Origin of the sequence: Micromonospora sp. LOL_025, assembly GCF_048060285.1 — a bacterium.
Classification (GTDB): Bacteria; Actinomycetota; Actinomycetes; order Mycobacteriales; family Micromonosporaceae; genus Micromonospora.
On record NZ_JBHMIR010000031.1, the window covers coordinates 46,375 to 72,073 of the forward strand.

26 protein-coding genes and 2 pseudogenes are annotated in these 25,699 nt (G+C 70.1%); 16 read left to right on the forward strand and 12 right to left on the reverse strand.

Annotated features, from left to right (window positions below; genetic code table 11):
- Positions 1-93 precede the first annotated feature (93 nt).
- Positions 94-1,113 (forward strand): nucleotidyltransferase family protein, encoded by a 1,020-nt coding sequence (locus ACFHW0_RS26850; protein ID WP_416611971.1) that lies wholly within the window; start codon positions 94-96, stop codon positions 1,111-1,113.
- 242 nt (positions 1,114-1,355) lie between these two features.
- On the opposite strand, the gene ACFHW0_RS26855 is transcribed toward ACFHW0_RS26850, so the two are convergent.
- The 3 genes from ACFHW0_RS26855 to ACFHW0_RS26865 form a co-directional block, all read right to left on the reverse strand.
- A complete protein-coding gene (locus ACFHW0_RS26855; protein ID WP_416611973.1) occupies positions 1,356-2,090 on the reverse strand; it encodes a phosphotransferase enzyme family protein in 735 nt (244 codons plus the stop codon).
- Between the two features lie 259 nt (positions 2,091-2,349).
- On the reverse strand, positions 2,350-3,231 hold the full coding sequence (locus tag ACFHW0_RS26860; protein ID WP_416611975.1) for a serine hydrolase domain-containing protein: 882 nt from the start codon (positions 3,229-3,231) through the stop codon (positions 2,350-2,352).
- A gap of 107 nt (positions 3,232-3,338) precedes the next feature.
- The gene (locus ACFHW0_RS26865) at positions 3,339-3,581 is read right to left on the reverse strand and encodes a pyridoxamine 5'-phosphate oxidase family protein (RefSeq protein WP_416612019.1); all 243 of its coding nucleotides are present in this window, start codon (positions 3,579-3,581) and stop codon (positions 3,339-3,341) included.
- 212 nt (positions 3,582-3,793) lie between these two features.
- On the opposite strand from ACFHW0_RS26865, the gene ACFHW0_RS26870 reads away from it, so the two are divergent.
- The 3 genes from ACFHW0_RS26870 to ACFHW0_RS26880 are packed head-to-tail and all read left to right on the forward strand — an operon-like array spanning position 3,794 to position 6,346.
- A complete protein-coding gene (locus tag ACFHW0_RS26870; protein ID WP_416611977.1) occupies positions 3,794-4,849 on the forward strand; it encodes a LacI family DNA-binding transcriptional regulator in 1,056 nt (351 codons plus the stop codon).
- A gap of 17 nt (positions 4,850-4,866) precedes the next feature.
- On the forward strand, positions 4,867-5,790 hold the full coding sequence (locus tag ACFHW0_RS26875) for an arylamine N-acetyltransferase family protein (protein WP_416611979.1): 924 nt from the start codon (positions 4,867-4,869) through the stop codon (positions 5,788-5,790).
- Entirely contained in the window at positions 5,783-6,346 is a 564-nt protein-coding gene (locus ACFHW0_RS26880; RefSeq protein ID WP_416611981.1) for an NADPH-dependent FMN reductase, read from the forward strand. Before ACFHW0_RS26875 ends, ACFHW0_RS26880 begins: the two co-directional genes overlap by 8 nt.
- 189 nt (positions 6,347-6,535) lie before the next feature.
- Here the strand turns inward: ACFHW0_RS26880 and ACFHW0_RS26885 are convergent, their stop codons facing one another.
- Positions 6,536-6,943, reverse strand: a complete 408-nt coding sequence (locus tag ACFHW0_RS26885; protein ID WP_416611983.1) for a RidA family protein — start codon at positions 6,941-6,943, stop codon at positions 6,536-6,538.
- 69 nt (positions 6,944-7,012) lie between these two features.
- Between ACFHW0_RS26885 and ACFHW0_RS26890 the strand changes: the two genes are divergently transcribed.
- Entirely contained in the window at positions 7,013-7,714 is a 702-nt protein-coding gene (locus tag ACFHW0_RS26890) for a TetR/AcrR family transcriptional regulator (RefSeq protein WP_416611985.1), read from the forward strand.
- Between the two features lie 523 nt (positions 7,715-8,237).
- Here the strand turns inward: ACFHW0_RS26890 and ACFHW0_RS26895 are convergent.
- The 3 genes from ACFHW0_RS26895 to ACFHW0_RS26905 all read right to left on the reverse strand — a co-directional run bounded on the left by ACFHW0_RS26895 (position 8,238) and on the right by ACFHW0_RS26905 (position 12,069).
- A complete protein-coding gene (locus tag ACFHW0_RS26895) occupies positions 8,238-8,885 on the reverse strand; it encodes a nucleotidyl transferase AbiEii/AbiGii toxin family protein (protein WP_416611987.1) in 648 nt (215 codons plus the stop codon).
- Between the two features lie 2 nt (positions 8,886-8,887).
- Positions 8,888-9,454 carry a hypothetical protein gene (locus ACFHW0_RS26900; RefSeq protein WP_416611989.1) on the reverse strand — a complete coding sequence of 189 codons (567 nt, stop codon included), beginning with the start codon at positions 9,452-9,454 and terminating at the stop codon, positions 8,888-8,890.
- Positions 9,455-9,549: 95 nt separating this feature from the next.
- Positions 9,550-12,069, reverse strand: coding sequence for a TOTE conflict system archaeo-eukaryotic primase domain-containing protein (locus tag ACFHW0_RS26905; RefSeq protein WP_416611991.1), 2,520 nt, complete (start codon positions 12,067-12,069; stop codon positions 9,550-9,552).
- Here ACFHW0_RS26905 and ACFHW0_RS26910 point away from each other — a divergent pair.
- From ACFHW0_RS26910 to ACFHW0_RS26925, 4 genes are all read left to right on the forward strand, one after another.
- The gene (locus ACFHW0_RS26910) at positions 11,959-12,270 is read left to right on the forward strand and encodes a hypothetical protein (protein WP_416611993.1); all 312 of its coding nucleotides are present in this window, start codon (positions 11,959-11,961) and stop codon (positions 12,268-12,270) included. The genes ACFHW0_RS26905 and ACFHW0_RS26910 overlap by 111 nt on opposite strands.
- 6 nt (positions 12,271-12,276) lie before the next feature.
- Positions 12,277-13,428 carry a hypothetical protein gene (locus ACFHW0_RS26915; protein WP_416611995.1) on the forward strand — a complete coding sequence of 384 codons (1,152 nt, stop codon included), beginning with the start codon at positions 12,277-12,279 and terminating at the stop codon, positions 13,426-13,428.
- Between the two features lie 129 nt (positions 13,429-13,557).
- The gene (locus ACFHW0_RS26920; protein ID WP_416611997.1) at positions 13,558-14,139 is read left to right on the forward strand and encodes an RNA polymerase sigma factor; all 582 of its coding nucleotides are present in this window, start codon (positions 13,558-13,560) and stop codon (positions 14,137-14,139) included.
- Positions 14,136-14,981, forward strand: coding sequence for a hypothetical protein (locus tag ACFHW0_RS26925; protein ID WP_416611999.1), 846 nt, complete (start codon positions 14,136-14,138; stop codon positions 14,979-14,981). The genes ACFHW0_RS26920 and ACFHW0_RS26925 overlap by 4 nt, the downstream gene beginning before the upstream one ends.
- Before the next feature lie 40 nt (positions 14,982-15,021).
- Here the strand turns inward: ACFHW0_RS26925 and ACFHW0_RS26930 are convergent, their stop codons facing one another.
- Positions 15,022-15,582, reverse strand: a complete 561-nt coding sequence (locus ACFHW0_RS26930; protein WP_416612000.1) for a hypothetical protein — start codon at positions 15,580-15,582, stop codon at positions 15,022-15,024.
- Between the two features lie 545 nt (positions 15,583-16,127).
- Between ACFHW0_RS26930 and ACFHW0_RS26935 the strand changes: the two genes are divergently transcribed.
- Positions 16,128-17,318, forward strand: a complete 1,191-nt coding sequence (locus ACFHW0_RS26935; protein ID WP_416612001.1) for an IS110 family transposase — start codon at positions 16,128-16,130, stop codon at positions 17,316-17,318.
- Positions 17,319-17,787: 469 nt separating this feature from the next.
- Here the strand turns inward: ACFHW0_RS26935 and ACFHW0_RS26940 are convergent, their stop codons facing one another.
- The 3 genes and pseudogenes from ACFHW0_RS26940 to ACFHW0_RS26950 all read right to left on the reverse strand — a co-directional run bounded on the left by ACFHW0_RS26940 (position 17,788) and on the right by ACFHW0_RS26950 (position 20,454).
- Positions 17,788-18,504 carry a GAF and ANTAR domain-containing protein gene (locus tag ACFHW0_RS26940; protein ID WP_416612003.1) on the reverse strand — a complete coding sequence of 239 codons (717 nt, stop codon included), beginning with the start codon at positions 18,502-18,504 and terminating at the stop codon, positions 17,788-17,790.
- A 166-nt stretch (positions 18,505-18,670) separates the two neighbouring features.
- Positions 18,671-18,889, reverse strand: a pseudogene (locus ACFHW0_RS26945) (Clp protease N-terminal domain-containing protein); the annotation flags it as partial.
- 278 nt (positions 18,890-19,167) lie between these two features.
- Positions 19,168-20,454: pseudogene (locus ACFHW0_RS26950) on the reverse strand (low temperature requirement protein A).
- A 174-nt stretch (positions 20,455-20,628) separates the two neighbouring features.
- On the opposite strand from ACFHW0_RS26950, the gene ACFHW0_RS26955 reads away from it, so the two are divergent.
- The 4 genes from ACFHW0_RS26955 (at position 20,629) to ACFHW0_RS26970 (ending at position 23,576) form a co-directional block, all read left to right on the forward strand.
- Entirely contained in the window at positions 20,629-20,865 is a 237-nt protein-coding gene (locus tag ACFHW0_RS26955; RefSeq protein ID WP_416612005.1) for a hypothetical protein, read from the forward strand.
- A gap of 337 nt (positions 20,866-21,202) precedes the next feature.
- Positions 21,203-22,402: a zinc-dependent alcohol dehydrogenase gene (locus tag ACFHW0_RS26960; protein WP_416612007.1), complete on the forward strand. Its 1,200-nt coding sequence runs from the start codon at positions 21,203-21,205 to the stop codon at positions 22,400-22,402.
- Between the two features lie 73 nt (positions 22,403-22,475).
- Positions 22,476-23,165, forward strand: coding sequence for a DsbA family oxidoreductase (locus tag ACFHW0_RS26965; RefSeq protein WP_416612009.1), 690 nt, complete (start codon positions 22,476-22,478; stop codon positions 23,163-23,165).
- 252 nt (positions 23,166-23,417) lie between these two features.
- A complete protein-coding gene (locus ACFHW0_RS26970) occupies positions 23,418-23,576 on the forward strand; it encodes a hypothetical protein (RefSeq protein WP_416612011.1) in 159 nt (52 codons plus the stop codon).
- A 51-nt stretch (positions 23,577-23,627) separates the two neighbouring features.
- Here ACFHW0_RS26970 and ACFHW0_RS26975 read toward each other — a convergent pair whose 3' ends face one another.
- Positions 23,628-24,035, reverse strand: a complete 408-nt coding sequence (locus ACFHW0_RS26975) for a four-helix bundle copper-binding protein (RefSeq protein WP_416612013.1) — start codon at positions 24,033-24,035, stop codon at positions 23,628-23,630.
- Positions 24,036-24,195: 160 nt separating this feature from the next.
- Between ACFHW0_RS26975 and ACFHW0_RS26980 the strand changes: the two genes are divergently transcribed.
- Together ACFHW0_RS26980 and ACFHW0_RS26985 are read left to right on the forward strand one after the other, a co-directional pair.
- Positions 24,196-24,909, forward strand: coding sequence for a hypothetical protein (locus tag ACFHW0_RS26980; RefSeq protein WP_416612015.1), 714 nt, complete (start codon positions 24,196-24,198; stop codon positions 24,907-24,909).
- Positions 24,910-25,233: 324 nt separating this feature from the next.
- A complete protein-coding gene (locus ACFHW0_RS26985) occupies positions 25,234-25,632 on the forward strand; it encodes a ChaB family protein (RefSeq protein ID WP_416612017.1) in 399 nt (132 codons plus the stop codon).
- The last annotated feature ends 67 nt before the right edge of the window (positions 25,633-25,699 follow it).

Consider the following 25,699-nt stretch of genomic DNA (forward strand, 5'->3'; position numbering starts at 1 on the left):
GCGGGGGTTCCGAGGACCGACGGAGCGGGCTGCCGCAGTCGCCTCCTGCCCGATGCCGATACGAGAGATCGCACCGTGCCGAAGAAGGCCGTCGTGGACAAGGTTCTGTGTTACGTGATGCGGGAGGGACGGCTGCTCGTCTTCCGTCACACCGACTTCAGCTACGAAGAGGTGGGCATCCAGGTGCCGGGCGGCAGCGTACGCCCGGGTGAGGACCCGGCGGACGCGGCGCTGCGCGAGGCCCGCGAGGAGACCGGACTGACGGGCCTCAGCGTCGTGCGCAAGCTGGGGGAGGCCGAGTACGACATCAGCCCGCTCCGCTTCGAGATCCAGCGCCGCCACGTCCTCGAACTGGTGCTGCACGGGGCGACGCCCGAGCGGTGGGCGAGCCAGGAAGACCACGACGGCGAGCGGGAGCCCACCCGGTTCGAGTGTTTCTGGATACCGTTGGAGGCCGCGCACGTCCTGCAGTCCGGCCAGGGTGCCCTCGTGGGCCGGTTGTTCGACCGAGCAGAATCCCAACAGCGGCAACCAGGGGAACCGATGCGGGAAGACGAACTGCGGGACCTGGTCCAGCGCAGCCCGTGGCTGGTCCGGGCGCTGGGCGTCGTGCGGGACTCCGGCCTGCCGGACGCCTGGATCGGCGCCGGTGCCATCCGCGACCTGGTCTGGGGCGAGCGGTACGGCGACGGCTTCGACCCGTCATCGGTGCGGGACGTCGACGTCGTCTTCCTCGACCCGGCGGACCTGACCCGCGACAACGACGACCGGGCCACCCGGCGGCTGGTGGCGGCCTGGCCGGAGCCGCCGTGGGAGGCGAAGAACCAGGCCGCCGTGCACACCTGGTATCCCGCGAAGTTCGGCGGCGACCCGGTGGCCCCGTTGCGCACGATCGCCGACGCGGTCGCCACCTGGCCCGAGTACGCCACGGCCGTGGCCGTACGCCTCGACGCGCACGACCAGATCGCGGTGTGCGCGCCGCACGGCCTCGACGACCTGCTCGACGGGGTGTGGCGGCGCAACCCGACCAGGGTCAGCGCGGAGTTCTCCCGGCAGCGCCTCGCCCGCCACCGGCCCACCGAACGCTTTCCCGGCGTCCGCGTCGTGACCTGAGCCGGCGTTCGAAGCCCGTGGAGGGCCGCCGCGTCCGAGACGGCGAGTAGACGTGCGTGCGCCGCTGCCGGGCTCGATGACGCGGCACTTCACCTGTAGCAAGGTGCCGTCTGCCGCGCGAACGTCCCAGCTCGTCTCCGACTGCACCGCGAGGCGGCCTCGGTAGGCTCTCGCAACGACGGACTCGGCCAGGTCACCAGCAGGGGCGTTGCGCGAGGTCTCCCCGCTCCTCGAACGCGTTCTCAGACCGCTCGAACTTCGGCGAGCCGCCTGACTGCGTACTCGTCGTCCCAGCAGACGGCGGCTTCCCATGCGGCTGACGCTTGCCCGGCGATGTCGAGCGCGCCGTCGTCGAGGCCGGCGGCGTTGTCGGGCAGCGCGAGGTCGAGGTCGGGGACGTCGACGTGCGCCTCGTCCCAGTCGATCAGCGCGACCTGACCCGCGGTCATGCGGACGTTGCCAGGGTTGTTGGGGTTGCCGTGGACGACACATTTCTGACGTCCGGTGAGCCGCGCCCACGCTGCTCGGCACCGAGCAACGCCCTCAGGGGGCATCGCGCCGAGATCGATCTTCGTCCCGGTCTCGGCGTGCAGGAGGTCGGTCGACGATCTCCAGCCCGGGCGCTGCGGCCAGCCCTGCGTCAGCCGGTGCAACTCGCGGAGCGTGGCGGCCACGCGACGCCAGTCGGCCCGCGTCTCCGGCGGTCCGCCGTCCAGGTAGGTCATCACCACCAGACCGTCGACGAACAGCCGGCCGTCCGTGGTCGGAATCGGGACCGGCACGGCCAGACCTTCACGGTCGAGATGTTGGAGGAGCGCTGTCTCCCAGGCAAGATCAGCGTCGCTCCTGGTGCCGAGACGACCGACCGCGAGGTGCCCGTCGACGCGTACGCTCCACACGTCGTTGGCGACTCCGCCAGCGAGCGGTTCGATGCGAGCGGCGCCTTCACCCCATTGCCCGAGTGCCTCCCACCCCACCAGCCATACCTTACGGGGTTCCCCACATCACTGTTCCCGGCACGAGCAGTCGGCTGACTTGTCGATTCGCAGGTGCGGCACTGACGCTCGCCCGGCGGCATGAGGGGACGTCGCGCTCTTCATCGAGGAGCTTCTCTCGAAAAGTGCCCGCGTGCCCGCAATCCTGGGTGGGTGGGCGCTGCGGGGCGTCAGCCGTAGTTGCGCTCGGCCAGTTCGATGAGGGCGAGCAGCGTGTCGCGGCAGTCCTCGGCGTTCATCATCACGGCGACCGCTGTGCCCGACACCGGCCAGGCGAAGGAGAGCACCTGTAGCCGGTGTTCTGCCCGGTATGCCCAAAGCGCCCCTCGCCAAGTTCGGTGCCGAGACCAAACCCCCCGGGCACCTGCGGGGTCAGCATCTGCGCGGCCAGGTCCTGCGGCAGTAGCGCGGATTCGCCGGCGGCGGCACGGCAGATCTCCAGCTCCAGCCGCACCAGGTCCGCCGGGGTACTCCACATCCCAGCGCCGGCCATCTCCGGCTGCGTATGCCAGCCGCCATGCACGGGGTTGCCACCGCAGTGGCCGCGGGCCGCACGGCCCCGGTGCCTGTTCGGGAAGTGCTGATCGTAGCTGCTGTCCGCCATGCCCACCGGTTCCAGCACGAGCGTCGCCATCAGCTTGTCGAACGGCGTCGAAGTCACGTCGGTCAGGAGCTGCTCGAGAACCGCGTAGTGGCTGCCTGAATAACGGAATTGAGTGCCCGGCGGCAGTTCGCGCCGGACCCTGGGCGTGTTGGCCGGGGGCTCACCCCGCAGAATCTGCTGCAGTGATGGCACGGGCTCGCCCGCGGCGTACCCGGGAAACCAGTTCTCGGTCAGGCCCGCGGTGTGGGCCAGAAGCTGGCGTACGGTCACCGTGCCGGTGCCCGGCAGCTGCCAGGCGGACAGGTAGGCGTTGACGTCGGTGTCCAGGTCGAGGGTCGCGTCGGCGACCAGCCGCAGCGTGCCGAACGCGGCGACGTGCTTGCTGATCGAACACGCCGGGAACAGCAGGTCGTGACCGGCAGTCCAGACCTCACCGTCGAGCCCGCCGACCGCGACCCCGATGCCGGAAATGCGGTCGGTCCCCGGAACCAGGTCCTGCCACTCCTCTTCGAATCCCATGACGCCCGAGTATGCCGTGGCCAGACCACACTGATGAGTTTCAGCAGCCGGGCCACCGCCTGGCCGCAACCGCCCCGGGAGTGGCGACGAACTCGTTCGAAGGATGGTTACCGCTGGCCGCACCAACGTGTTGCTGTGGTGAGCGCGTCGGTGGGGTTGGTGCCTTCGCGCACGACCACGGAAGCCCACGGGTGCCCGGCGATGGTGGCGAGACGGATGGTGCCGCCGGTGATCGGTAGCCACACCGACCGGTGGTGCGGGACGAGTCCGGTGGGTGTGGCGTGCGGGCGTTCGTCGGGCCGGCTGGTGGCGAGCGCAGCGTGACGGCCGGGCGTGAGCTGGTCGACCAGTTACGAACCGGTCATCCGATGGCTGGCGGATATTGGCTCATGGTGGCGGGCAGAGCGCGTCGAGAGGCGGCCTCCGGTGCCTCCGCGAGCCAGTGACCGGCTTCATGACCGCTGGATGACGCGCAAGCCGAGCGGTCCTGTGTCCGTGGACCTGTTCTTGACGTCGCACCTTCTACAACGCACGATGTTAAACGATTAACAGGAGGAGGGTCATGGGCGCGCGGGTCACACTGCGGTCAGTCGCTGCGGCGGCCGGGGTCTCGACGGCGGCGGTGTCGTACGCCTTCAACCGCCCGGACCGGTTGTCGCCGGAGATGCGTTCGCGGATCCTGGCCGTGGCACGCGAAGTCGGTTATGCCGGCCCGGACGCCGCCGCGCGGTCACTGCGGACCGGGCGGGCCAACGCGATCGGCGTCATCTTCACGACCGGGCTGACGTACGCCTTCAGTGACCCTTACGTCCTCGACCTGCTCGGCGGCCTCGCCGAGACGTTGGCGCACAGCCGTACGAGTCTGGTGCTCATCCCGTTCGCGCCGGTCGTCGCGGGGCTCAGCGACGCGGAGGTACGCGAGTCGCTCGACGCGGTACACCGGGCGGTCATCGACGGTGCGGTGGCCGACGGGCTCACCGACGACCATCCGGCCGTCCGTGCCCTGTCCGAGCGTTCGCTCCCCCTGGTCCGCTCCTCCGACACGGAGGCAGGTCGCTGCGTGCTGATCGACGATCGGCAGGCGGGTCGGGAGATCGGACGCCATCTTGCCGACCTCGGCCACCGCGAGGTCGCGGTGGTGGTCTCCTCGCCGGGCGAGCCGGGCCGCGCCGTCACCCCCGCGGACGAGGCGGCGCTCTACCCGTACTCGCGGCACCGGCTCGCCGGCATTCGCGAGGTGCTGCCGGCCGGGGCCCGGGTGCGGGTCGTCGGTGGAGGGAACAATGCCGACACCGCCGGGCGGATTGCGGCGGCAGCGCTCCTCGCGGCGTCCGACCGCCCGACGGCGATCGCCGCGGACAGCGACGTGCTCGCCGCCGTCGCCGTCGAGGTCGCCACCGCCCAGGGGCTCCGCGTCGGACAGGACCTGTCGATCACGGGCTTCGACGACGTGCCCCTGGCGGCCGCGACCGGGTTGACCACCATCCGCCAGCCCATCCACGAGAAGGGCCGGCTGATGGCACGAATGTTGCTCGACCCGGACAACACGCCGAACCGCCTGATCCTGCCGACCGAACTCGTCGTCCGCTCCAGCACCGGCCCCGTTCCGAATCGCTGACGTGAGAGGAATGTGACATGCCCCTTCCACAGGCTCCACCACTGGGAGACGTCGGTCCCACGACCCATTGGCGGACCGACGCACTCGATCTCGACGCGTACCTGTGTCGGATCGACCATCGCGGACCGATCACGTCGGACGGTGCGACCCTGCGCGACCTGCACCGGGCCCACATCGCCGCGATCACCTTCGAGAATCTCGACGTGATGCTCGGCCGGGGCGTCGAGGTGGACCTTCCGCGGGTGCAGGACAAGCTCGTCCACGCAGGCCGCGGCGGGTACTGCTACGAGCACAACGTGCTCTTCGGTGCGGTACTCCAACAACTCGGTTACCGGGTGGACCGGCTGCTCGCCCGGACCGGCGACCCGGCCGAGCAGCCGCGCCCGCGCTCACACCTGGTCCTGCGGGTCGACGACGGCGACCAGGTGTGGCTGGCCGACGTGGGCTTCGGCTCCGGCCTGCTCGAACCGCTGCCCCTGATCGAGGGCGACCCGCAGCGCCAGGGCGCGTGGAAGTACCAACTCCAGCGCGGCGCCGATGGCGCCTGGCGGCTGCGTGAGCGAGCGACCGACACCTGGACCACGCTGCTGACCTTCACCGAGGAACCGCAATACCCGGTCGACGTCGAGGTCGCCAACCACAACACCGCCACCAGCCCGCACTCGCCGTTCACCCAGCAGTGCATCGTCGTACGCAAGGACGACATCGCGATCCGCCGGCTCATCGGCCGCGACTACAGCAAGGAAAGCCCTGGCATCGCGACCCGCACCCGATCGCTGACCGACGAGGAGTTCGGCGCCGTCCTCAATGCCGAGTTCGGCCTCGCCCTGAGCCCGCCGGAGATCCGAGCACTCGTCGCCACCCTGTCCCCGCCAGGCGAGGACCGCCCCGTCATCCCGGACCCGGAACTCCGACCGCCGACAGGAAATCACGATGCGTGACCCCTACCTCCTCGCCGTCATCACCGCCAGCGTCCGCGCCGACCGCATCGGCCCGAAGGTGACGCGGTGGTTCCTGCGCCACCTCGACCGGCACACAGACGCAACGGTGGACCACATCGACCTGGCCGACCTCGATCTCCCCGGCGACCTGTCCGGTGGTGGCGACGCCGAGCGGTTCACCAGACGTGTCGAACAGGCCGACGCCTTCGTCGTCGTCACGCCCGAGTACAACCACGGCTATCCCGGCCCCCTGAAGACGGCCATCGACACGCCGTACGAACAGTGGCGGGCCAAGCCCCTCGGCTTCGTCTCCTACGGCGGCGTCTCCGGCGGTCTACGCGCGGTGGAACAGCTGCGGACGGTCTTCGCCGAACTGCACGTCCCCACCATGCGCACCAGTGTCCTGATCCCGAACGTGCACGACGCGTTCGACGACCGCGGCGAGCTACGCGCCCCCGCGCCCGTCGAAGCCGCCCTGACCGAGCTGGTGCGCCAGCTGAACTGGTGGGCCCGCGCCCTGTCAGGCGCTCGAACTGACCGCCCGTACGACTGCTGAGCCGAGAACAACGGGGACCCGACGATGATCATTCGCCCGGGTCTCCGGTGCTCGCCTGTTGGCTGGAGCGAGTGCGTCCCTGCCTGACGCGGGTGACGGACCGTGGCGCCGGTGGCGGCATGAGCGTACGGGGACGGCCGTTTCCTGCCTCGGGGGCGATGCGTGCGCTTCGTCGGCGGAGCACAGGTGTCAGGCGAGGACGGCGGTGGCCTCCACCTCGACCAGCAGGTCGGGCTCGCCCAGCGCGGCGACACCCAGCAGGGTGATCGGCTTGACCGGGTCGATCCCAAGCTTCGCGGCCGCCCTGGCCACGCCCTCGCCCAGCAAGGGCATCTTGTCGGGGGACCAGTCCACGATGTAGATGGTCAGCTTCGCCACATCGTCGAACGAGCCACCGATCCCAGCCAGGGCCGTTCCGATGTTGAGGTATGCCTGCTCGACCTGGGCGGCCAGATCGCCCTCGCCAACCGGGTTTCCATCGGCGTCGCGTGCCACCTGGCCCGCCAGGAACACCAGCCTCGATCCGGTGGCGATCGACAGCTGCCGGTATACCTCGGGTTTCGGCAGTCCGTCGGGATTGACCAGCTCCACGGCCATGAACCACTCCTCGCATCGGTGGCAGAACATCGGACGTCTAAACATAGCATCGCTATGTATTGTGGCGCCATGGTCAGAGCAAAAGACCCGGCGGTCCGTACCCTGCTGATCGAGCGGGCCGCGCAGATGCTGCGCGCCCGGGAGCCAGTCACCCTGCGCTCGCTCGTCGCGGGAAGCGGCGTGTCGACCATGGCCGTCTACACCTACTTCGGCGGGATGGACGGCTTGTGGCAGGCGACTCGTCAGGAAGGATTCGTTCGCCTTGCCGCAAGGCTCGAGGCGGTCCCGCTGTCAGCGGACCCGGTACGAGACCTCGCGGCCCTGGGGGCCGCATACCTGTCCAACGCCCTGTCCAACCCCGACCTCTACCGGGTCATGTTCGATGCCAGCTACGAACTGGAAGACCCCGCAGCCGCAGACGAATCGCTGAATAGCCTGCTACGTGCCGTCGAGCGGGCCAAGGACGTCGGACGGTTCCGCCACGACGTCGACGCCCTGGCCCTGGCCACACAAAGCTGGGCCATCGGCCACGGACTGGTGTCCCTGGTGGCCACAGGTCCCCTACCGCGCCGAGCGCTCGGCCACGGTGCACCCATGCTCACCGCCCTGTACGTCAGTTGCGGCGATGACCCCGCCACCTGCCGCCGGTCGGTCGAACTCGGTTGGCACCCCGACCCCCACCCCGAAACGGCCCATGCCAACCAGCCTTCGACCCACCGCCACCTGACACCCGCACTTGGGCATGGGCGCACGCCGGGAGGCCGATCATAGTCAGAATCGCGGCGGGTCCGACGCGCCCGGGGTGGGCGCTCCGCGGTTCTGTCGGTGGCCGCGCCGACGGTAGGTACGCGGGCAAGCGTCGGTTGGCCTTCGATTATGTGCGCGGTGTGTGCTCTCCAGCGGGTGCCAACCTAGGTAACCCGGTGCCGGTGCGGGTCACCTAGGTTGGCACCGGTCGCCAACCCGGGGTTCGTGTGCTCGGGAGGTGCTCCTGGGCTGCGACAACACGGGTCCGGTGAACGTGGGTGAACGTGGGCCACTCCCTGCCACCCCAGGTGAACCCCCAGGTCGCTAGACTAGGCGCTCGCGCCCTCGTAGCTCAGGGGATAGAGCATCGGTTTCCTAAGACGACGCTCCGTCGGTGTCCGCAGGCTGATGACCTGCGGCTTTCCTATCGTCCCCCGTTGCGTGCCGGTCGCTTTGCGGGCTCGCTGCGATCGCTTGCGGAAGATCAGCTGGAACGTTACGGGTCCTGCGGGTGCAGGCTTAGCGCTGCCGCGAGTCAGGAGTCGGGTCATCTTTCCTCGTCGTCGAGCAGTTCGCGGCGCCACTGGGCGAATCGGCCTCGGAGTTTGTCTAGCGCTGGGCCGGTGACGCCGTACTGGGCGAAGTCGTCGGGATCGAGCTGAGTGGCTTGTCCGAGAGCGTCGGCGAAGATGCGCGGGTCGAAGCCACGGTCGGCGCGCTTGGCGAGGGTGAGGAGGGCGTCGCGGGTGTAGCGGCCGGATCGGAGCGTGGCGTCGATGTCGATGAAGTCCCGGGCGAACGCCCGCCCGTAGAGGGCGCTCATCTTGTTCGCGACTGCGTCGTCCGGGTGGAGGACCGGTCCGATCGCCATGAGGATCGGTTCGTTGGCACGCCAGTCCACGCCGAGTTCGACCTTGGAAACCCGCACACCGTCGGTGACGGCTAGCCGGGCAAACGTGTCGTACTGCCGCTCGGTCTCGACGGTAAGGCCATCGTCTCGGTAGGCGTTTACGACGGCGGCGACCGCGGCGGTGAACTCGTCGCGGCGGTCCCAGGCGGTGAACAGGTCGACGTCCTCGCTGGGTCGCTCGACGAGTCCGGCGGCCTGGACTGCGTAGCCGCCGGCCAGCGCGAAGCCGTATCGATCGGCTGCGCCGAGCCCGGTACGAGCGAGGCGTTCGTGGAAGGGGTCCACCGCTACGCCGCGTCGCTGCGGGTTGCGGCGAGTTCGGGAAATGCCTCCTCCCAGCGCTGGCGGAGCTGGGGTGGCAGCCAGAGCGTGGGCCAGAGCCGCCGGAGGAGGTCGGCATCGAGCCAGGTATTCAGATCCTCGACGGTAGCGGCTTCGGTGAGCACCACCTTGTACATGCTGGCCAGGCGTGCGGGCCGATTCAGGTCGTACTCGGCGTGCCCGGACCAGTCGAGATGACGCGGAAGCGTCACCGTGCCTTCGGTCGGGCCGCGCAGTGCGGTAAGGGTTTCGGCCACGACGTAGGGCCTCCGGTCACCGTAGGGCCGGTAGTCCGCCGGTGGCCGGGGTGATGTGCGGCGCCGGCTGATGTTGGTCGCCCGCCGGACCTCCGGTCGTAGCGCCTGACGGATAGTTTCCCGGCTGTACCCGGTGACCCGCTGCAGATCCACCGGCCGCCAGCCGGCCGCGTGAAACGCCCGCAGCTGCTCGTCCCGCTCCGTCAACGCGGCCGCGCGCGTCGCCTCGTACCTCGAGACAACCGCGTGCAACTCATCCTCGGAAAACCGGCCCATGCCCGCAGCCTACTACGCTAGGCCAAGCACGCTTGGCGCTTCCGTCAGATCCCCTAGCCGGCGGGACCAGTCATGGTGATCGCGATGGGATGCACTCATGTTCTGGTAAAGCAGAGGGCCCGGTATCCGGGCATGCGGCGTGGGAGTGAGGCGGCGAGGATGGGGGTGGCCGGGTCGTGGTAGTCGTGGACCTCGGCGAGGTCCTTGCCGGGCGCGGCGCGGATGACGCGGCCGGCGCATTGGACGAGTAGGCCGTCGTAGGAGATCGGGCCGGCGAGGAAGAGCGTGTCGAGGGCGGGGGCGTCGAAGCCTTCACCGATGAACGGTGTGGTACCGATGACGAGCAGGCCCTCGCCGGTCTTGGCGTCGTCGAGCCGGTCGACGATGGCCCGCCGGTCGCGGGTGCTCATCGCGCCCTGGAGCACGAGCGGCTGGTGTCCGCGTGCGGCGAGCAGAGCGGTGAGAGCCTCGACGTGGGCGACCCGTCGGGTCAGGACGAGACAGTTGCGGCCGCGTGTCAGGGCTACGGCGACATCATCGGCGATCCGAGCGTTGCGTGACTCGTCGAGGGCGAGTCTTCGGTGTACCTCGGTGAGCGCGCCGGGCGCGTCCAGGTCGATGTCGCCGGGTTGGAAGGTGGTCTCGTGGATGAACAGCGCTCGACGGGGTCCGGCGTCCGCGTGTATCGCGGCTGCGAGGGTGCCTTGTTCCTCGTCGGTCAGGGTGTGGCGTACGGGTCCGAGTTGCCAGGTGACGAGTTGGCCGAGGCCGTCGCGTCGGGTGGGTGTGGCGGTGAGGCCGAGCCAGAACTGCGCGGCGATCCGTTTGACTGAGTGCTCGTAGGCTGCGGCGCCGAGGTGGTGGCATTCGTCGACGATGACGTGCCCGTACTCCTGGGTCAGGGTGGCGACGTCTTCGCGTCGAGCGAGGGAGGGCAGCAGTGCGATGTCCACCGTGCCGGTGAGCTTGCGTCGGCCGCCGCCGAGTTGACCGGGCTTGATGCCAAGGAACTGCTCGATGCGGGTGCGCCACTGGTCCGCGAGGGCTTTGCGGTCGACGAGAACCAGGGTGGAGGTGTTGCGTTCGGCGATCAGGGCGCAGGCCATGACGGTCTTGCCAGAGCCGGGAGGGGCGACCAGGATTCCGTCGTCGTGGGCGAGAAGTGCGCCGACCGCGTTGGCCTGTTTGCCGGTGAGTTCGGCGGTGAACGCGGCGTCGATCTCGGCCCCGGGGTTCCGTGCGTCCGTGACGGCAAGCCGGGATCCGGCGCGTTCAACGATCGTGGCGATGGTGTGCCGCAGGCCCCGCGGGAGGACAAGGCGGTCATCGAGGGTGAGGTCGTAGCCCTGGATGAAGCGTGGGGTGTCCCAGGTGGACTTACGTAGTCGCTGCAGCTCGTAGAACTTCGGGTTGGCCATGGCGGCGGCGTGCTTAAACGTCGCCAGCGCGGCGGGGGTCAGCTGTCCCGCGTCGATGCTCAGCCCGGCGCCTGCCTCCGCGTGGACCACCGGAGGGAGCGGTGGATGGACCTGGGTCGCGGCGGACCGGCTCACCGTGGCGACGTCAGCACCGGTGACGGCTTGCTTCGCCTGCCGAGCGATCTGTTCGGCGTCGCCAGGGCTGAGCCGGTCCAGCGTCGACAGGAACGCCCACTGGTCGGCGTACGGCTCGAGAGTGCCGAGGTCGAGAAACGTGGTCAGCCCATCCTTGCGGCGGCGTCCCTGCAGGGGCGCGGCGATGAGGTTGCCGAAGCCGCCCTCGGGCAGCACGTCCTGGTTGGGGAACAGCCGGTCGTACGAGCGGAGGTCCATCGACCCGCGTAGCACCATCGCCTCACGGAGAAGGACGGTGCCGACGGCGCGTGCGGTGACGGCGGCAACAGCGCCGGTGAAGAAGACCCACACGTGGGCTCCGCGGCCCGACTGGGAGATCTCCAACGCGGCGGGCACCGCGCTGGCCCGCGCCGCCTTCACGTACGCGAGGGCGTCGAGCATCGCCGTCGGCCCGTCGAAGTCGGCCACGACGAAGTGGCAGGTGTTGCCGGGCATCAGCGGGTACAGGCCCATGAACACGTCGCCGACCAGATGCGCCGCGACGACCTCCGTCGTCCGGGGCAGGTAGGCGGCACCCCGCCGGTCCATACCCTTACGCCAACCGCCGGCGACCGCGGGCATCCACCCGGCAGCGCCGGTACGGGCGTTGTCCCACCGCACGGCGTACACGTCGGCCCGGGCCCTGAACCGGTCGGCGAACAACGCCAGCTTGTCCCGAGCCGGCGAAGCCATGGTGACCAGCCCCGGCGGCTCAACCGGCGCGGACAACTGCTCCGGCGCCGCAGACGTGTCCTGACCGCGCAACTCCAGCAGACGCGCCAGCCGGGCGTTTTCCGCCCGTAACCGCTCCACCTCCCGCCGAAGATCGACGAACGCGGCCACCGAACCCATGCCGCCATCCTCGCGCATCGGGCTCCGAACACCTCGATACCGGTCCGCTATCCTCCGCCGATGGCATCGAGAGGCAACGCCGCGCTGGAGGCGATGATCGAGGAAGCCACCGTCGACACGGACGGTTACGAGGACGAGCGCGCCGGCCTGTTCGCCATGATCGAGGAGCATCTGGCGGTGCCGTTCACCACCACCGTCCTCGGCGCCGAGGTCGCCGTGCGGAAGGTCGAGCTGGCGGCGGACAGCATCGTCGCGGTCTGCGTCCGGGGCCGCCACCGGCAGCAGGTCGGCCTTCTCGGCCTTCCGCTACCCACCCCCGCGCCGGACGGTGCCGGGTGGATCGACGCCTACCGCCACTGGGCCAGAGGGTAGGCCGCGATGAGCGAGTACCAGTACTACGAGTTCACCGCCGTCGACCGGCCCCTCACCGGCCGGGAGCGGGCCGAGCTGCGGTCGCTGTCCACCCGGGCCGACATCACCGCCACCAGCTTCGTCAACACCTACGAGTGGGGCAACTTCAAGGGCGACCCGCGCACGCTGATGGAACGATACTTCGACGCGCACCTGTACCTGGCCAACTGGGGCACCCGCCAGCTCATGCTGCGACTACCGAAACACTTGCTCGATCTCGCCACCGCCGCCCAGTACTGCCAAGGCGACAGCGCCTGCGCCTGGACTGCCGGCAAGCACGTCATCATCGACCTCCACGACGAGGACGAGGACGGCACCGACGAGTGGGACCTCGACGGCCACGGCCTGCTCACCTCGATCATCCCGGCCCGGGCCCGCCTCGCCGCCGGCGACCTGCGCCTGCTCTACCTGGCCTGGCTCCGCTGCGTACAGTCCGCCGAGATCGCCGACGACGAGCCCGAACCGCCCGTTTCCGCCGGACTGGGCACCCTCGACGCGCCCCTCACCGCCGTCGCCGAGTTCCTGCGCATCGACCCCAACCTGATCGCGGCCGCGGCGGCCGGATCGCCGCCGGCCGCCTCCGGTGAACCGACCGCCGCGCAACTACGCACCTGGGTCGCCGGGCTGCCCGCCCAGGACAAGGACACCATCCTGACCGACCTGATCACCAGCGGCGACAGCCACCTACGCAGCCGACTGCTGCGCCGCTACCGCGCCGCGCACCGCACCGATGCCCCCGCCCCGGCAGCCGCCCGCACCGCCGGGCAACTGCTCGCCACCGCCGCGGAGTTGCGCGCCGAATGGGAACGACGGGACGCCGAGCAACGCGAACGCGACCGGATTCGCCGCGAACGGTCTGCCGCGGCAGCCCGGCAACGACACCTCGACACCCTCGCAGTCGACCAACCCGCCGCCTGGCAACGGGTCGACGAACTCATCGCCACGAAGAAACCCCGCGAGTACGACACCGCCGTTCAACTTCTCGTCGACCTGCACGACCTCGGCGAACGCGACGGAGACAGCGCATCGTTCCGAGACCGGCTGGCCGAGCTACGGGCGGTGCACGCCCGCAAGCCCAGCCTGCTCGAACGCCTCAACCTCGCAGGCCTCGACACCTGACGCTTGGTTCGCCGCCCGGTGAGCTGGCCACCATCGCCTACACGCGCTGCGGCTCTCGCGCCGGCGCCACGGCCTCTGACGTCGACCGTCGGCCTGTAACAGGGTCGGCGTGGGCGGCCATAGTGTGGTGTGAGGCATCAAGTATGGCCGTCGGACGAGGACCTGTGGTCCTCGATCGCCGCCGGTGACGAGGCGGCGTTCGGTCGGCTCTTTGACCGATACTCCCGGCCGGTCTACAACCACGCGTTCCGGCTGACCGGGTCGTGGTCGACGGCCGAGGACGTCACTCAGGCGACGTTCCTCGTCGCGTGGCGCCGCCGGCACAACGCCCGACTCGTGGACGGATCGGCGCTGCCGTGGCTGCTGGTCGTCGCCACGAACGCGGTCCGCACCGAGTGGCGGTCGGGGCGCCGATGGCTTGCGCTGCTACGGCGTCTACCGGCGGAGCGGTACGCCGACGGTGACCTCGCGGACGAGGTTTCCGCGCGGCTGGACGACGAGCGGCGGATGGCTGAGGTCCTCGCGGTGGTCCGCCGGTTGCCGCCGGCCGAGCGGGAAGCGGTGGCGTTGTGCCTGTGGTCCGGCGTGTCGTACCCGGACGCGGCGGCCGTGTTGGGCATCAGCGAGGTGGCGGTGCGGTCGAGAGTTAGCCGTGCGCGCAGCCGCCTGGCCCGTCTGATGCCAGAGGAGATCCAGGAGGGGAAGCGGTGAACGACATTCTCGACCTGCCCGCGGAGCGGGACCTGCCGCCGGAGGCGGCGCTTGCGATGCGGGCCCGGATTCTCGGCTTCGTGAGCCCGCCTCCGCCGCGTATTCCACGACTGCGGATCGCCATTGCTGCGGCGGTGCTGCTGGCCGTGGCGTCCGGTGCCGCGGCGGTGGTGTGGGACCGGCCGGAGCGCTCGACCATGCAGGTGCTGGCCATGGGACCCGGGGAGCTGTCGCCGACGCTGCAGGAAGCGGCCGAGCGGTGCCTGCAGTGGAACTCCCCGCAACGACGGACCCGGCAGAATCCGGGTGAGCGACCCGTCCCGGTGTCCTTGGCCGACCTGGCGGTGGCCACCGAGCGAGGTGACCGCGCACTGGTGTTGTTCATGAACGACGTCGGCTACGCCACCTGCGACGTGGAAGGGGCGGGAACAGCCCGGGAGTCCGGCGGGGGCGCCACCGAGCCGTGGCCGCATGGTGCCTGGCTGCCCGGGCCGGTGCAGCGGCTGCTGCTGACCTCCACCGAGTCCGACGGCGGGGACGTCAGCATCAGCGGCCGGGCCAGCAGCCGCGTCCACCGGCTCGTACTCGACCACGGCGACGGCCACACCACCACAGCACGACTTTCCAAAGGCACGTTCGGCCTCATGACCAGCGACGCAAGACTCAAAGCGAGCAACGACCCTCAACTGGTCAGCTACGACTCCGGAGGGACCGAGATCGACAGGCGCCCGCTGTTCCAGGCCGAGGACCAACTCGAGCACTGCTACACGGGCCCCGACGGGAAGCGGATCTACGGCAAACCGACCAGCGACTGCCGTCCTGCCGAGAAGTGGGGGCGATAGCCACGATCGGAGGCTGACCGCTGACCGGGGACGTGGGTCGTCACTCGCGGACCAGCCCCGGCGGCAGCGCGTCCTCGTCGAGTCGGACCTGGCGGGCGTTGGCCACGGGGTCGCGTTCGAGGGTGTGGATCACGGGTGCCGGGCCGCCGACGCAGGTCCAGGTGTCGTCCCAGAGCGCGGAGACCAGCCATGACCGGTCAGCAGGGAAGAACAGATCGGGTAGGGCGCCGTGCGGGTGGCGGATGTGCCCACCGGTGCGCCAGGTGAGGGCTTGCTCGGGGCCGGCCTGGACCAGCACGTACGGCCAGTTCCAGTAGAGGAACACCCTCGGGGCGTGGGGGAAGACGACGTCGTGGGCGCCGGTGTCGAGGTAGGCCAGCCACCACGGCTGGTCGGGCGTGTGCGTGGTGAGGTCCTCGATCAGGGCTTGCTCGTAGGCGGCGGTAGTGACGTCGTCGGTCTGGTACGTGGTGGCGTAGGCGTCGAAGACCGATGGGATGGCGGTGGTGATCGAGACGCCGGCAGCGGTGTGCCCGGCGATCCAGCTCACGTCGGCGGCAGTGCCGACGCGCCAGCCCCGCCCGTCCTTGTTGACCTGCACACCGCCATTCAAGCCGCTGCGGCGACGGTTGGCGTGGCAATCAGGCCGGTCGCGGAGCGGCGGCCGCGACCAGCCGTCGTGGGCCACGATGCCGTACGCCTGCCCCGCGCTCGGTGGAGCGCTGATGCTCCGCAGGTCCCGCACATCGTGTCCGGGGTGCCGGCCGGCGACGGCGGCAGGCTCAGGGTTGCCGCGCCCGCGGGGTCCGGGGGTGGGGATGGCTGAAGTGTGTTCCGCCGTGATCGTGGCTGAGCCTCGAGGTGCCACCCAGTTCTCGCTTCGCGGGCGGGCCGGGTTGAACGGGCGCGGCACCGACAGCCGTAGACCCTGATGCCCGGAAGCGGTGGGTATGGCTGCGTGTGTTTCGTCGAGATCGCTTGGCTCACGGTAGGAGATGCCACCCGCCGCTTCGTCGTCTGCGAGATTCGGTAGACCGCTGATGGAGACCCGCGACCTGCGTTCGCCTCGTGAGAAGGTGCCGGCAAACCCGAGATCCACAGACGAGAGCCATTCCAGAGAACCGATCGGATAAGGAGAGCGAGACGGTGGCGAAGTTGTGGATCGGCGTGGACATCGGCAAAACCCACCACCACGTCGCCGCCGTCGACGGCGACGGCCGTCTGGTCTACTCCCGTCGCGTTGCCAACGACGAGACCGCCCTGCTCGCGGTCATGTTCGAGGTGCCGACGTATGGCCGGCCGGTCTGCTGGGCGGTGGATGTCACCACCGGTCTGTCGGCGCTGCTGCTGACCCTGTTGTGGCGCCGGCAGGTTCAGGTCCGCTACGTCTCCGGCACCGTTGCGTTCCACATGGCCGCCGCGTTCGCAGGGGAGAACAAGACCGATGCCCGCGACGCGGTGGTCATCGCCCAGACCATCCGCATGCGCCCCGACATTCCGATCCTGGAACCGTCTGACCGGCTCTTGGCCGAGTTGACCGTGCTGACGGGCTACCGCGCCGACCTTGTCGGGCAGCGCGTCGCCACCCTCTTCCGATTGCAGGAACTACTCACCGGCATCAGCCCCGCCCTCGAACGGGCGGTCGACCTCAACCGCAAAGCCCCGATGATGGTCCTGGCCTGCTGGCAGACACCGGCCGCGATCCGGCACGCCGGGGTCGACCGGATCACCGCCCTGCTCCGCCGCGGCCACGTCAAGAACGCCGTCCAGGTCGCCGAGGCGATGGTGGCCGCTGCGCGCCAGCAGACCGTCACGCTCCCCGGCCAACGCGCCGCCGCCGTGGTCGTCGGACAGATGGCCACCGAAATCCTCGCCCTCGAACAACGCATCGCCGCCGTCGACGACCTCATCGCCGACCACCTCGACCAGCACCCCCTCGCGCCGATCGTGGCGAGCCTGCCGGGCATGGGACCCCTGCTGACCGCCGAACTGCTCGTCCACACCGCCGGCATGACCGAGTACGACAGCCCTGCGAAACTCGCCGCCCACGCCGGCTTGGCCCCCATTTCCCGGGACTCCGGAACGATTTCCGGGAACCATCGGCAGCCCCGCCGCTATCACCGCAGGCTGCGGCACATCCTGTGGATGGCCGCCTTCACCGCCGCCCGGGAATGCCCCACCTCCCGAGCCTACTACGAGAAGAAACGCGCCGAAGGAAAGAACCACCGCCAAGCCATCCTCGCCCTCGCCCGACGACGCGTCGATGTCCTCTGGGCACTCATCCGCGACCACAAGACCTTCAGCCGACCAGCACCAGCAATCCGCGCCGCAGCCTGAATCAGACCGCTCTCCGCCGACGCGACCGAGTCCCGTCGGCCGATCCACCCTGCCCACCAAGATCACCCGGAGTCACATGGAGACTCCTCCAGCGGATGCCAACCCGGGCGAGCCGGTGCCAACGCGGGTCACTGCGGCCGACCGCTGGTCGCAAACCGGGGTTCGTGTGCTCGGCGTGCGGTCCTGGGCTGGGCAAACGGGGGTCCGGGGAACGTGGGTGAACGTGGGCCACTCCCTGCCGCCCCAGGTGAACCCCCAGGTCGCTAGACTGGGCCCTCGCGCCCTCGTAGCTCAGGGGATAGAGCATCGGTTTCCTAACCCGACGCTCTCCCGGTGTCCGTAGGCCGATGAACTGCGGATTCCTGTCTTCTGCCTGTGTGTGTCGGTCGCTTGGCGGCCTTGCTGCGATCGCTTGCCGAAGATCAACTGGAGTGCTGACTGACGGCCGCTCGAGCGTCGCGGCATCGCCTCAGGCATTGGGCGCCTTGGCGGCCCGGTCGACGAGGGCTTGGGCCACGTCGCGGACCTTGCGGTTGGAGTCCTGTGACACCTTGGAGAGAATCTTGAACGCGTCGTCGGGGGTGCAGCGTCGTTCGGCCATGATGATGCCCTTGGCCTGCTCGATGGCCGCGCGGCCGGCCATCGCCTCCTGCATCTGCCGGGCGAGGGTGGCGGTGCTGTCGTAGAGGTGCGCGTTGGCCAGGGCGACGGCGGCGTACGCGGCGAAGGTTTGCAGCACGCTCAGGGTGTCGTCGTCGTCGAGGGCGTGCGGGGTAGGGGCGTAGACGTTGAGCGCTCCGACGATCGCGTCCTGAATGGGCAGACCGATCGACATCGAGCTGCCCACTCCCGCCTTCGTCCCGCGTTCGGCCCAGTCCGGCCAGCGGTCCTCGGCGGCGAGGTCGGACACGGAAACGACGTCACCGCCGATGGAGGCGTCCAGGCAGGGACCGTGTCCCCGGGCGTACTGCCGCTCGTCCATGTCGCGGGCCAGGTTGTCGGTGAACGCCGCGGTGTGCCCGGTGCCGTCGCGCACGAGCGTGACGGATACCTCCACCGGCGTGGGCATGACCCGTTTGGTCAGTTCGGCGACGCGTTGCAGGACGTCATCGAGGTTGGTCTCACCGGGCGTGATGCGGCCGAGTTCGGCGAAGGCGTCAGCGGCATCGATGGGCAGGTGGCTCATGGTGTCAGGTCCTCACGACCGGCACGCCCACAGAACCGGGTGAGGCGGGGCGTGCAAATGGCAGCCCGTGCGTGGCGGGCCGCTGCACGGACCCACCGCAGGCGGAGCCGGGACCAACGTCTTTCGCTCGACGCCGATTCGCCGCACCCCCGGCAACGGGAGTGGACTATAGGCTTCTCAGCGTACTCCCCGTGCCTCGCCGTGGCCGGGCGGAGTCCCGTGGGCCGAAACGGTCGGAATGTCGAGGCGGATCGATGGTGGGGAGCGCCAGCAGGACGTGCTCGGTCCCGACGTAGTTGTGGCCCAGTCGCAGCGCCTCGCGGAAGATGAGCTCCAGGACCTTCTTGGCCCGCGCGTCGTAGGGAATGAGGTCCGGAACGTGGTCGGCCGCGCTCCGGTCGCCGAACCGATCATGACGGTGACGCTGGGGCGTGCGGGACCGGCACCGCTGATCACCGTCTGCGGCGAGGTCTACAGAGCACCGCGCACCTAATCTACGAGCTGGCCGAACACGCGGTCGCTCAGCGCATGGTCGCCTATGGCCGGGAAGGACCCGGATGCCGAGCATCAGGCGTTGACCATGTGTGCATCGGCGAGTTTGGTACGCCCGTTCAACAGCGCGCGGGACTGGGTTGGACAACGACAACATCAGAGGTCGTGGGTTCAGTGCGCGGGTGAGGGCTTCTCGGGCGGACGTCCAGCGGCGTTCCGGGCGTCGGCGACAGCGACGCCGAGCAGGACGATCGCGGCGGTGACGGAAGCGGCCAGTGGCGGTGTGCGGTGCAGCGGTACGGCGGCGGCCGCGAGGGCGGCGATGGCGACGACCCGGCGGATCGACAGCCGGTCGAACACGACCCGTTCCAGGCTGATGCGGCCGTAGAGGAACAGTGCGGGGCCGCCGAGGATCATGGTGAGCCACACGGGTTCGGGTCGGCCGGCGGGGTGTTCGAGCGCGATCTCGTAGCCGACGGCGGTGGTGACGATGCCGATGACCATGACGACGTGGGCGATGCCGGTGGCGCGTCCGGCGGCCAGTCGGTCTCCGGCGGTGTCGACCGCTTCGGCGAGAACCTGGCCGGAGCGGTAGAAGTAGATGCGCCAGAGCAACACCGTCGACAGGTACGCCACCACCAGCGCCGCCCACGTGGCCGTGGTGTCCGGCAGGTCGGTGAAGGTGAGGCCGACGGCCAGGACGGTCTCGCCGAGGGCGATCATCAGCAGCTGTTGGTAGCGCTCGGGCAGGTGGTGACCGCTGTCCATCGCCCACGGGCTGACCGGGAGGCGGGGCCGGCCGGATACCGGCCAGCGTAGTTGGGCGGCGACGATGTCGACCGTGACGGCGAGTCCTCAGAGGGCGGCTCGCGCGTCACCGCCGACGAGCGCGCCGCCCACCCAGATGCCCGCCCCGACCGCGCACCAGGGTATCGACCGCATGTAGAGGTCGCGCAGGGCGTGCCCGCGCAGGCTGGGCAGCAGGATCAGCGGACGGGCGCAGTGCAGGACCACGTACGGCAGCGCGAAGGACCAGCCCTTCCCGGTGAACGCGTACGGCAGGGACGAGGCCATGATCAGCATGCCGAACGCGCTGGCGAGCACGATCCACTGGACCTTGCGGCGGCGGGGGTCGAACCAGCTGGTGATGTGCGCGGTGGTGATCCACAACCAGATCAGCGGCAGGGACAGCACCAGCAGGTACGCCAGCGACCGCCACTGCACCACCGGGTCCTCTGCGGTGGCGTCCCGTAGCACCCGGCTGACGACTCCAGAGAGGGCGAAGACGAGCACGAGGTCGACGAAGAGTTCCAGGAAGTTCGCCTGCCGGACGTCCTCGCGACGTTGCAGCAGGTCCCGCCCGCCGCCTCCCGAAAGCTCCATGCCACCCATGCTCACCCCCGCATCACCTTCCTGACCTGCGGTTGGAGGCCCTCCACTCGGAGGACACCCCGTCATTGGTCACCGGGTGCACGGGAGCCGCTCCGTCGACAAGCGGGTGGAGGGCGGTAGGGAGATCCGAGCGCGGCGGCGAGAGGTTGCGGCACGCCACGGAGACGGCGCGTGAAGGCGGTGTGCCCGGAGCGACCCGGGGTAGCGGAAGAGGAGGTCGTTGTTGCTGAGGAGGACGAGATGACCGAGCCCAGATACGTACCGATCGGGTTGGCCGCCGCCGGGCGGTTGACCGAGGACGACGGCGATGGCGCCACCTCCGGCGGGGAGGTTGTCGGCGCGGACGACGCGGCGGCGGACGCCGCCCGGGCCGGTGCCGACGTGGATCTGTCCGGGGCCACCCGCGACGGCGACGGCATTCCGGTCGGGACGGCGGACGCCGAGGCCGACCGCGATCGTGCCACCCGCGACGGGTGACCCAAGAGGTCTCAGCCGCCCGCCGTCCTTGAGGCGGCGGGCGGTTTTGCTGCGGGACGCATCAGTCGGGTGTCGCGATCTCCGCCACGCGCAGCAGCAGACCCGGCAGGTGGCCCAGGGCGCCGACATCGCCCGGCACAGGAGGGTTCAGTGGCCCCGCGCAGACGATGACGATCCTGGGTCGGGCCATGGCGGGTCCCCTCAACGGTTGGCGGTCGTTCCTCGTCCCGTTCGGGTGGTAACCCCACGTGTCCGGCGGAAACCTGGGCGGCGGTATTGGCGGTTTCGTCGGATGACACCGGGTAGGTCAGTGGGGAAGCCGACGAAGGGACATCCGATGAAGGCCGTCACGTGGCACGGCGTCGGGGACATCCGGTTCTCCGACGTACCCGACCCGAAGATCCAGGATCCGACCGACGCGATCGTGAAGATCACCACCAGCGCGATCTGCGGTACGGACCTGCACATGGTCCGGGGCACGATGCCCGGGCTGCGTCCCGGCGTCGTCCTCGGCCATGAGGCCGTCGGGGAGGTCGTCGAGGTCGGCCCTGGGGTCCGCAATCTGTCCCCGGGGGACCGGGTGATCGTCCCGTCGACCATCGCCTGCGGCTACTGCTCGTACTGCCGGGCCGGGTACTTCGCCCAGTGCGACAACGCCAACCCCGGTGGCAAGCGCGCCGGCACCGCCTTCTTCGGCGGCCCGGAGGCGGCCGGCGGGTTCGACGGCCTGCAGGCCGAGTACGCCCGGGTGCCGTTCGCGAACGTCGGCCTGGTGCCGATCCCTGACGAGGTCGGCGATGAACAGGCGATCATGCTGTCGGACATCTGGCCCACCGCCTGGTTCGGCGCCCGCCTGGCCGATGTCCGGCCGGGCGAGACCGTGGCCGTGTTCGGCGCGGGACCGGTCGGGCAGCTCGCCGTCCTGTCGGCCTACCTGCAGGGCGCCGGCCGGGTGATCGCCGTGGACGGGCTGGAGGACCGGCTGGCCATGGCCCGCGCGCAGCACGCCGAGGTGGTGAACTTCAACGCCGAGGATCCGGTGCAGGCCATCGTCGAGATGACCGGCGGCATCGGTGTCGACAAGGTCATCGACGCCGTCGGCGTGGACGCCGAACGGCCCGCCGAAGGCCCCGCCACCGAACAGGCCGACCAGCAGGCGCAGCAGTTCGACCAGGAGGTCCAACAGGTCGCCCCGGAGACGGACCCGGGCTGGGCTCCGGGTGACGCACCCAGCCTCGCCGCCCAGTGGGCCGTGCAGGCCGTGGCCAAGGCCGGCACCCTCGGGGTCATCGGCGTTTACCCGCAGAACGTCACCACCTGGCCGTTCGGCGAGGCGATGATGAAGAACCTCACCGTCCGCAGTGGCAACTGCCACCACCGCAGGTACATCCCGGAGCTGCTGCGCCTGGTCACCAACGGCACCGTCGACCCGGCGAAGCTGCTCACCGAGCACGAGCCGATGGGTGACGTGCTCGAGGCGTACCGCCAGTTCCAGGACCGCGAACCGGGCTGGCTGAAGGTCGCCCTCACCACCTGAACCACCGACCACCTCGCGGGCGGCGCCGGCCCCGGTCGGCGCCGCGCCCCTCACCACCGACAGAGGAGACGACATGGCGCGCCCTGAGGTGGCCCCCGGGACCATCGTCATCTACACCGACGTGGCGTGCGGCTGGTCCACGATCGCGATCGTGCGGCTGCTGCGCGCCCGCGCCGAGGCCGGCCTCGACGACCGGGTTCACCTCGACCACCGGCTGTTCCTGCTGGAGGACCTCAACCGGTTCCCGATTCCCAAGCGGTACCTGGAAGCCGAGGTGCCCGTGCTCGGCGCGCTCGAACCCGACCTCAAGTTCAAACCCTGGCAGGCCGACCCCGCGACGTGGCCGGTCACCACGCTGCTGCCCAACGAGGCCGTGCATGCCGCCAAGGAACAGTCCCCGGCCGCCGCCGAGGACCTCGACCTCGCGCTGCGGATGGCGTTCTTCCGCGACAGCCGCTGCATCTCCCTGCGCCACGAGATCCTCGACATCGCCGACGGCTGCCCCAGCCTCGACACCTCCCGGCTCGCCGACGCCCTCGACACCGGCCGCGCCCGGGACGCGATGATGCGCGACTACCAGCGGCACCGCGACGACGTGCAGGGCAGCCCGCACCTGTTCTTCGCCGACGGCCACCAGGTCCACAACCCCGGCATCACCATGCACTGGGTGGGTGAGCCCGGTGCCGGGTTCCCCGTCGTCGACGCCGACGACCCGGCGGTCTTCGCCGACCTCGTCGCCCGCGCCGCCGCCACCGCCGGATAGGCCCGTCGGCCCGCCGTACCACTTCTCGCGGGCCCAGGCGTTGGCGCGGACGTTGGCCTTCCCGATCGTCCGTACCTCGTCGTCCCCGCTCGCGTTCTCGGGCCGGTCAACGCCGATCCCGCAGGCGACGTATGACGCGCCGCCGGGACGGGACACCGGCTGTACCCCGTTTGCGTCCGCCGCCGCACGGGAAGGCGGCGGACGACAGGGGCGTGGAAACGCCAGCGCCGTCGCATCCACGGGGAGGACGACATGGGTGATCGGGAACGCCTGCACGATCTTCGGCAGCAGGCCCACGACGCGGGTATCGAGGGCAACTCCAAGATGACCGAGGAGCAGCTGCGCGACGCGCTGCGCAAGGTCGGCAAGGGCGAACGACCCCAGATGGCCAAGCACGAGGCCAAGCGATAACGGACGCGAGCGGTGCCGGCACCTCTCAGGATGTCGGCACCGCTCACATGGTCAGCCGATCGTGGCCAGCAGATCCCGGCAGGCCCGCTCGCAGGCGCGGCAGGCGTCGGCGCAGACGCGGCAGTGCTCGTGCTTGTCGGCGTGGCCGGCGCATTCGTCGCCGCAGGACTTGCAGGCGGTGGCGCACGCCTGCAGCAGGGTGCGGCTATTGTTCGCGTCGTAGCCGGTGTGCCGGGACAGCACCCGGGCCGTGGTCGCGCAGATGTCGGCGCAGTCCAGGTTCGTCCGGACACACTTGGTCAGCTCGGCGACCATGTCCTCGCTCAGGCAGGCGTCCGCGCAGGCGGTGCACGCCTGGGCGCAGTCGTTGAGGGCGTCGATCGCCGCCGCGAGCTTCGCCCGGTCCAGGTTGATCGACTTCGGGTACGTCTCCAGCATCCGCATTGTGGTGCTCGGCATCAGGCTGTCCTCTCCCTTGGTTCCCTCCGCCGTACCCGAGGAGAGCCCCGGCACACACCGGGGCGACGGCGGCGGTGTGACCGGCGGGCCAGCGGGTACCGGGTGCCCATGCCGAGCCGACCCGAAGCATCCGGGCTGGCGTGAGCCGCCGGACCGGACGATGACCGACCGCACCCGCCGAGAGGCGAGTGGGCCTCGTGTCCGGCAGGCCGAGGACGACGCGCGGCTCAACGGTCTCGCCCGCCGGCTGGACAAGCCGATGGGTGTCCTCGGCCTGCTGTTCCTGCTGCTGGTGCTCGGTCAGGCCCTCACCCGCGACGAACCCCTCGCCACCGTGCTCACCGTCGCCAGTTGGGTGCTGTGGGCGGTGTTCGTCGCCGAGTTCTCGTTGCGCGCCTGGCTGGCCCGCCGCTGCGCCCGGGAGTTCTGGAAGCGCAACTGGTGGCAGGTGATCTTCCTGGCCGTACCCTTCCTGCGGTTCGCCCGGGCCGCCACCGCGCTGCGGGCCGCGCGCGGCACCGGCGTGGTCGCCGCCGCGGTCCGCGGCTCCCGGTCGGCGGGCCGGCTGCTGACCGACCGGTTGGCCTGGCTCGCGGTGGTCACCGTGGCCATCATCCTCGCCGCCGGACAACTCCTGGTCGTCAGCGGCTCCTACCCCGGGTACGGGCGGGCCCTGCACGACGTTGCCCTGACCACCATCACCGGTGAGCCGCTCACCGCCACCGACACCTTCTCCCAGGTCCTGGAGTTGGTCCTCGCCGCGTACTCCGTGGTGGTCTTCGGCACCCTCGCCGGCGCGCTCGGCGCGTTCTTCCTCAGCCGCCAACGCGACGAGGAGCAGGCACGGCGGTCGGCTGACGACGCGAAGCCGTGACCTCGGCTCAGCGGGGAGGCGATGTAAAGGGGCTCCTGGTCGACCGAGCGCGGAGGCGGTCGGCGAGGTGTCGCGGTAGGAGTCGAGGAAGCCGTCGGGGTCGGGACCGGCGTTCTGCAGCACGAGGGGTCGTAGCCCGTCAGCTCGCACCTGATCCGTATGAGCAGTCTCCTCACTGTTGTGAGCGGTGTCCTGCTGCCGCCCTTGCCCTCGCGAGCCGCAGAAGCGCGAAGGGGAGCAGCAGCCCCTGACCCGCCAAAAGGGTGTTTGGTGTGGTGACCGCGCGGGAACGTCATCGACAGGCCGACGGGAGGGAGAGTGACGATGCCGGCACGCAAGGACATGCCCAGCACCCTGAGGCGTTCGCCGAGGAAGGCGCAGGACACCTATGCCAAGGCGCACGACTCGGCGGTCGACTCGTACGGCGAGGGTGAGCGCGCTCACCGGACGGCGTTCGCGGCCGTCAAGCACTCCTTCGAGAAGGTGGGCGACCACTGGGAGGCCAAGGGCAGGAAAGGACCGAGCGACAAGAAGGCCGCCGGCGGCCGCGGATCCTCCGGCAAGACCGCCGGTGGGGTCGACGCCAACGCCAGCAAGGAACACCTGATGGACCTGGCGAGGAAGCTCGACATCCGTGGCCGGTCCCGGATGAACAAGGCCGCCCTCGTCGAGGCCATCCGCAAGGCCAACAACGGCAGCACCCGCAAGGCCCGCGGCACCTAGACGAGTAAGTCCTAACGGCCCCGGGGCTGCGGCATAGGCGAAGGGTGTTGAAGATCCGTTTGTGACG

Coding starts and splice junctions, on each gene's coding strand:
- ACFHW0_RS26860 (WP_416611975.1), bottom strand. CDS start 3,231: ATGGGATTCGAAGAGGAGTGGCAGGACCTGGTTCCGGGGACCGACCGC.
- ACFHW0_RS26870 (WP_416611977.1), top strand. CDS start 3,794: ATGGGCGCGCGGGTCACACTGCGGTCAGTCGCTGCGGCGGCCGGGGTC.
- ACFHW0_RS26875 (WP_416611979.1), top strand. CDS start 4,867: ATGCCCCTTCCACAGGCTCCACCACTGGGAGACGTCGGTCCCACGACC.
- ACFHW0_RS26880 (WP_416611981.1), top strand. CDS start 5,783: ATGCGTGACCCCTACCTCCTCGCCGTCATCACCGCCAGCGTCCGCGCC.
- ACFHW0_RS26885 (WP_416611983.1), bottom strand. CDS start 6,943: ATGGCCGTGGAGCTGGTCAATCCCGACGGACTGCCGAAACCCGAGGTA.
- ACFHW0_RS26890 (WP_416611985.1), top strand. CDS start 7,013: ATGGTCAGAGCAAAAGACCCGGCGGTCCGTACCCTGCTGATCGAGCGG.
- ACFHW0_RS26900 (WP_416611989.1), bottom strand. CDS start 9,454: ATGGGCCGGTTTTCCGAGGATGAGTTGCACGCGGTTGTCTCGAGGTAC.
- ACFHW0_RS26910 (WP_416611993.1), top strand. CDS start 11,959: ATGGCATCGAGAGGCAACGCCGCGCTGGAGGCGATGATCGAGGAAGCC.
- ACFHW0_RS26905 (WP_416611991.1), bottom strand. CDS start 12,069: ATGCTCCTCGATCATGGCGAACAGGCCGGCGCGCTCGTCCTCGTAACC.
- ACFHW0_RS26915 (WP_416611995.1), top strand. CDS start 12,277: ATGAGCGAGTACCAGTACTACGAGTTCACCGCCGTCGACCGGCCCCTC.
- ACFHW0_RS26940 (WP_416612003.1), bottom strand. CDS start 18,504: ATGAGCCACCTGCCCATCGATGCCGCTGACGCCTTCGCCGAACTCGGC.
- ACFHW0_RS26955 (WP_416612005.1), top strand. CDS start 20,629: ATGACCGAGCCCAGATACGTACCGATCGGGTTGGCCGCCGCCGGGCGG.
- ACFHW0_RS26960 (WP_416612007.1), top strand. CDS start 21,203: ATGAAGGCCGTCACGTGGCACGGCGTCGGGGACATCCGGTTCTCCGAC.
- ACFHW0_RS26965 (WP_416612009.1), top strand. CDS start 22,476: ATGGCGCGCCCTGAGGTGGCCCCCGGGACCATCGTCATCTACACCGAC.
- ACFHW0_RS26970 (WP_416612011.1), top strand. CDS start 23,418: ATGGGTGATCGGGAACGCCTGCACGATCTTCGGCAGCAGGCCCACGAC.
- ACFHW0_RS26975 (WP_416612013.1), bottom strand. CDS start 24,035: ATGCCGAGCACCACAATGCGGATGCTGGAGACGTACCCGAAGTCGATC.
- ACFHW0_RS26980 (WP_416612015.1), top strand. CDS start 24,196: ATGACCGACCGCACCCGCCGAGAGGCGAGTGGGCCTCGTGTCCGGCAG.
- ACFHW0_RS26985 (WP_416612017.1), top strand. CDS start 25,234: ATGCCGGCACGCAAGGACATGCCCAGCACCCTGAGGCGTTCGCCGAGG.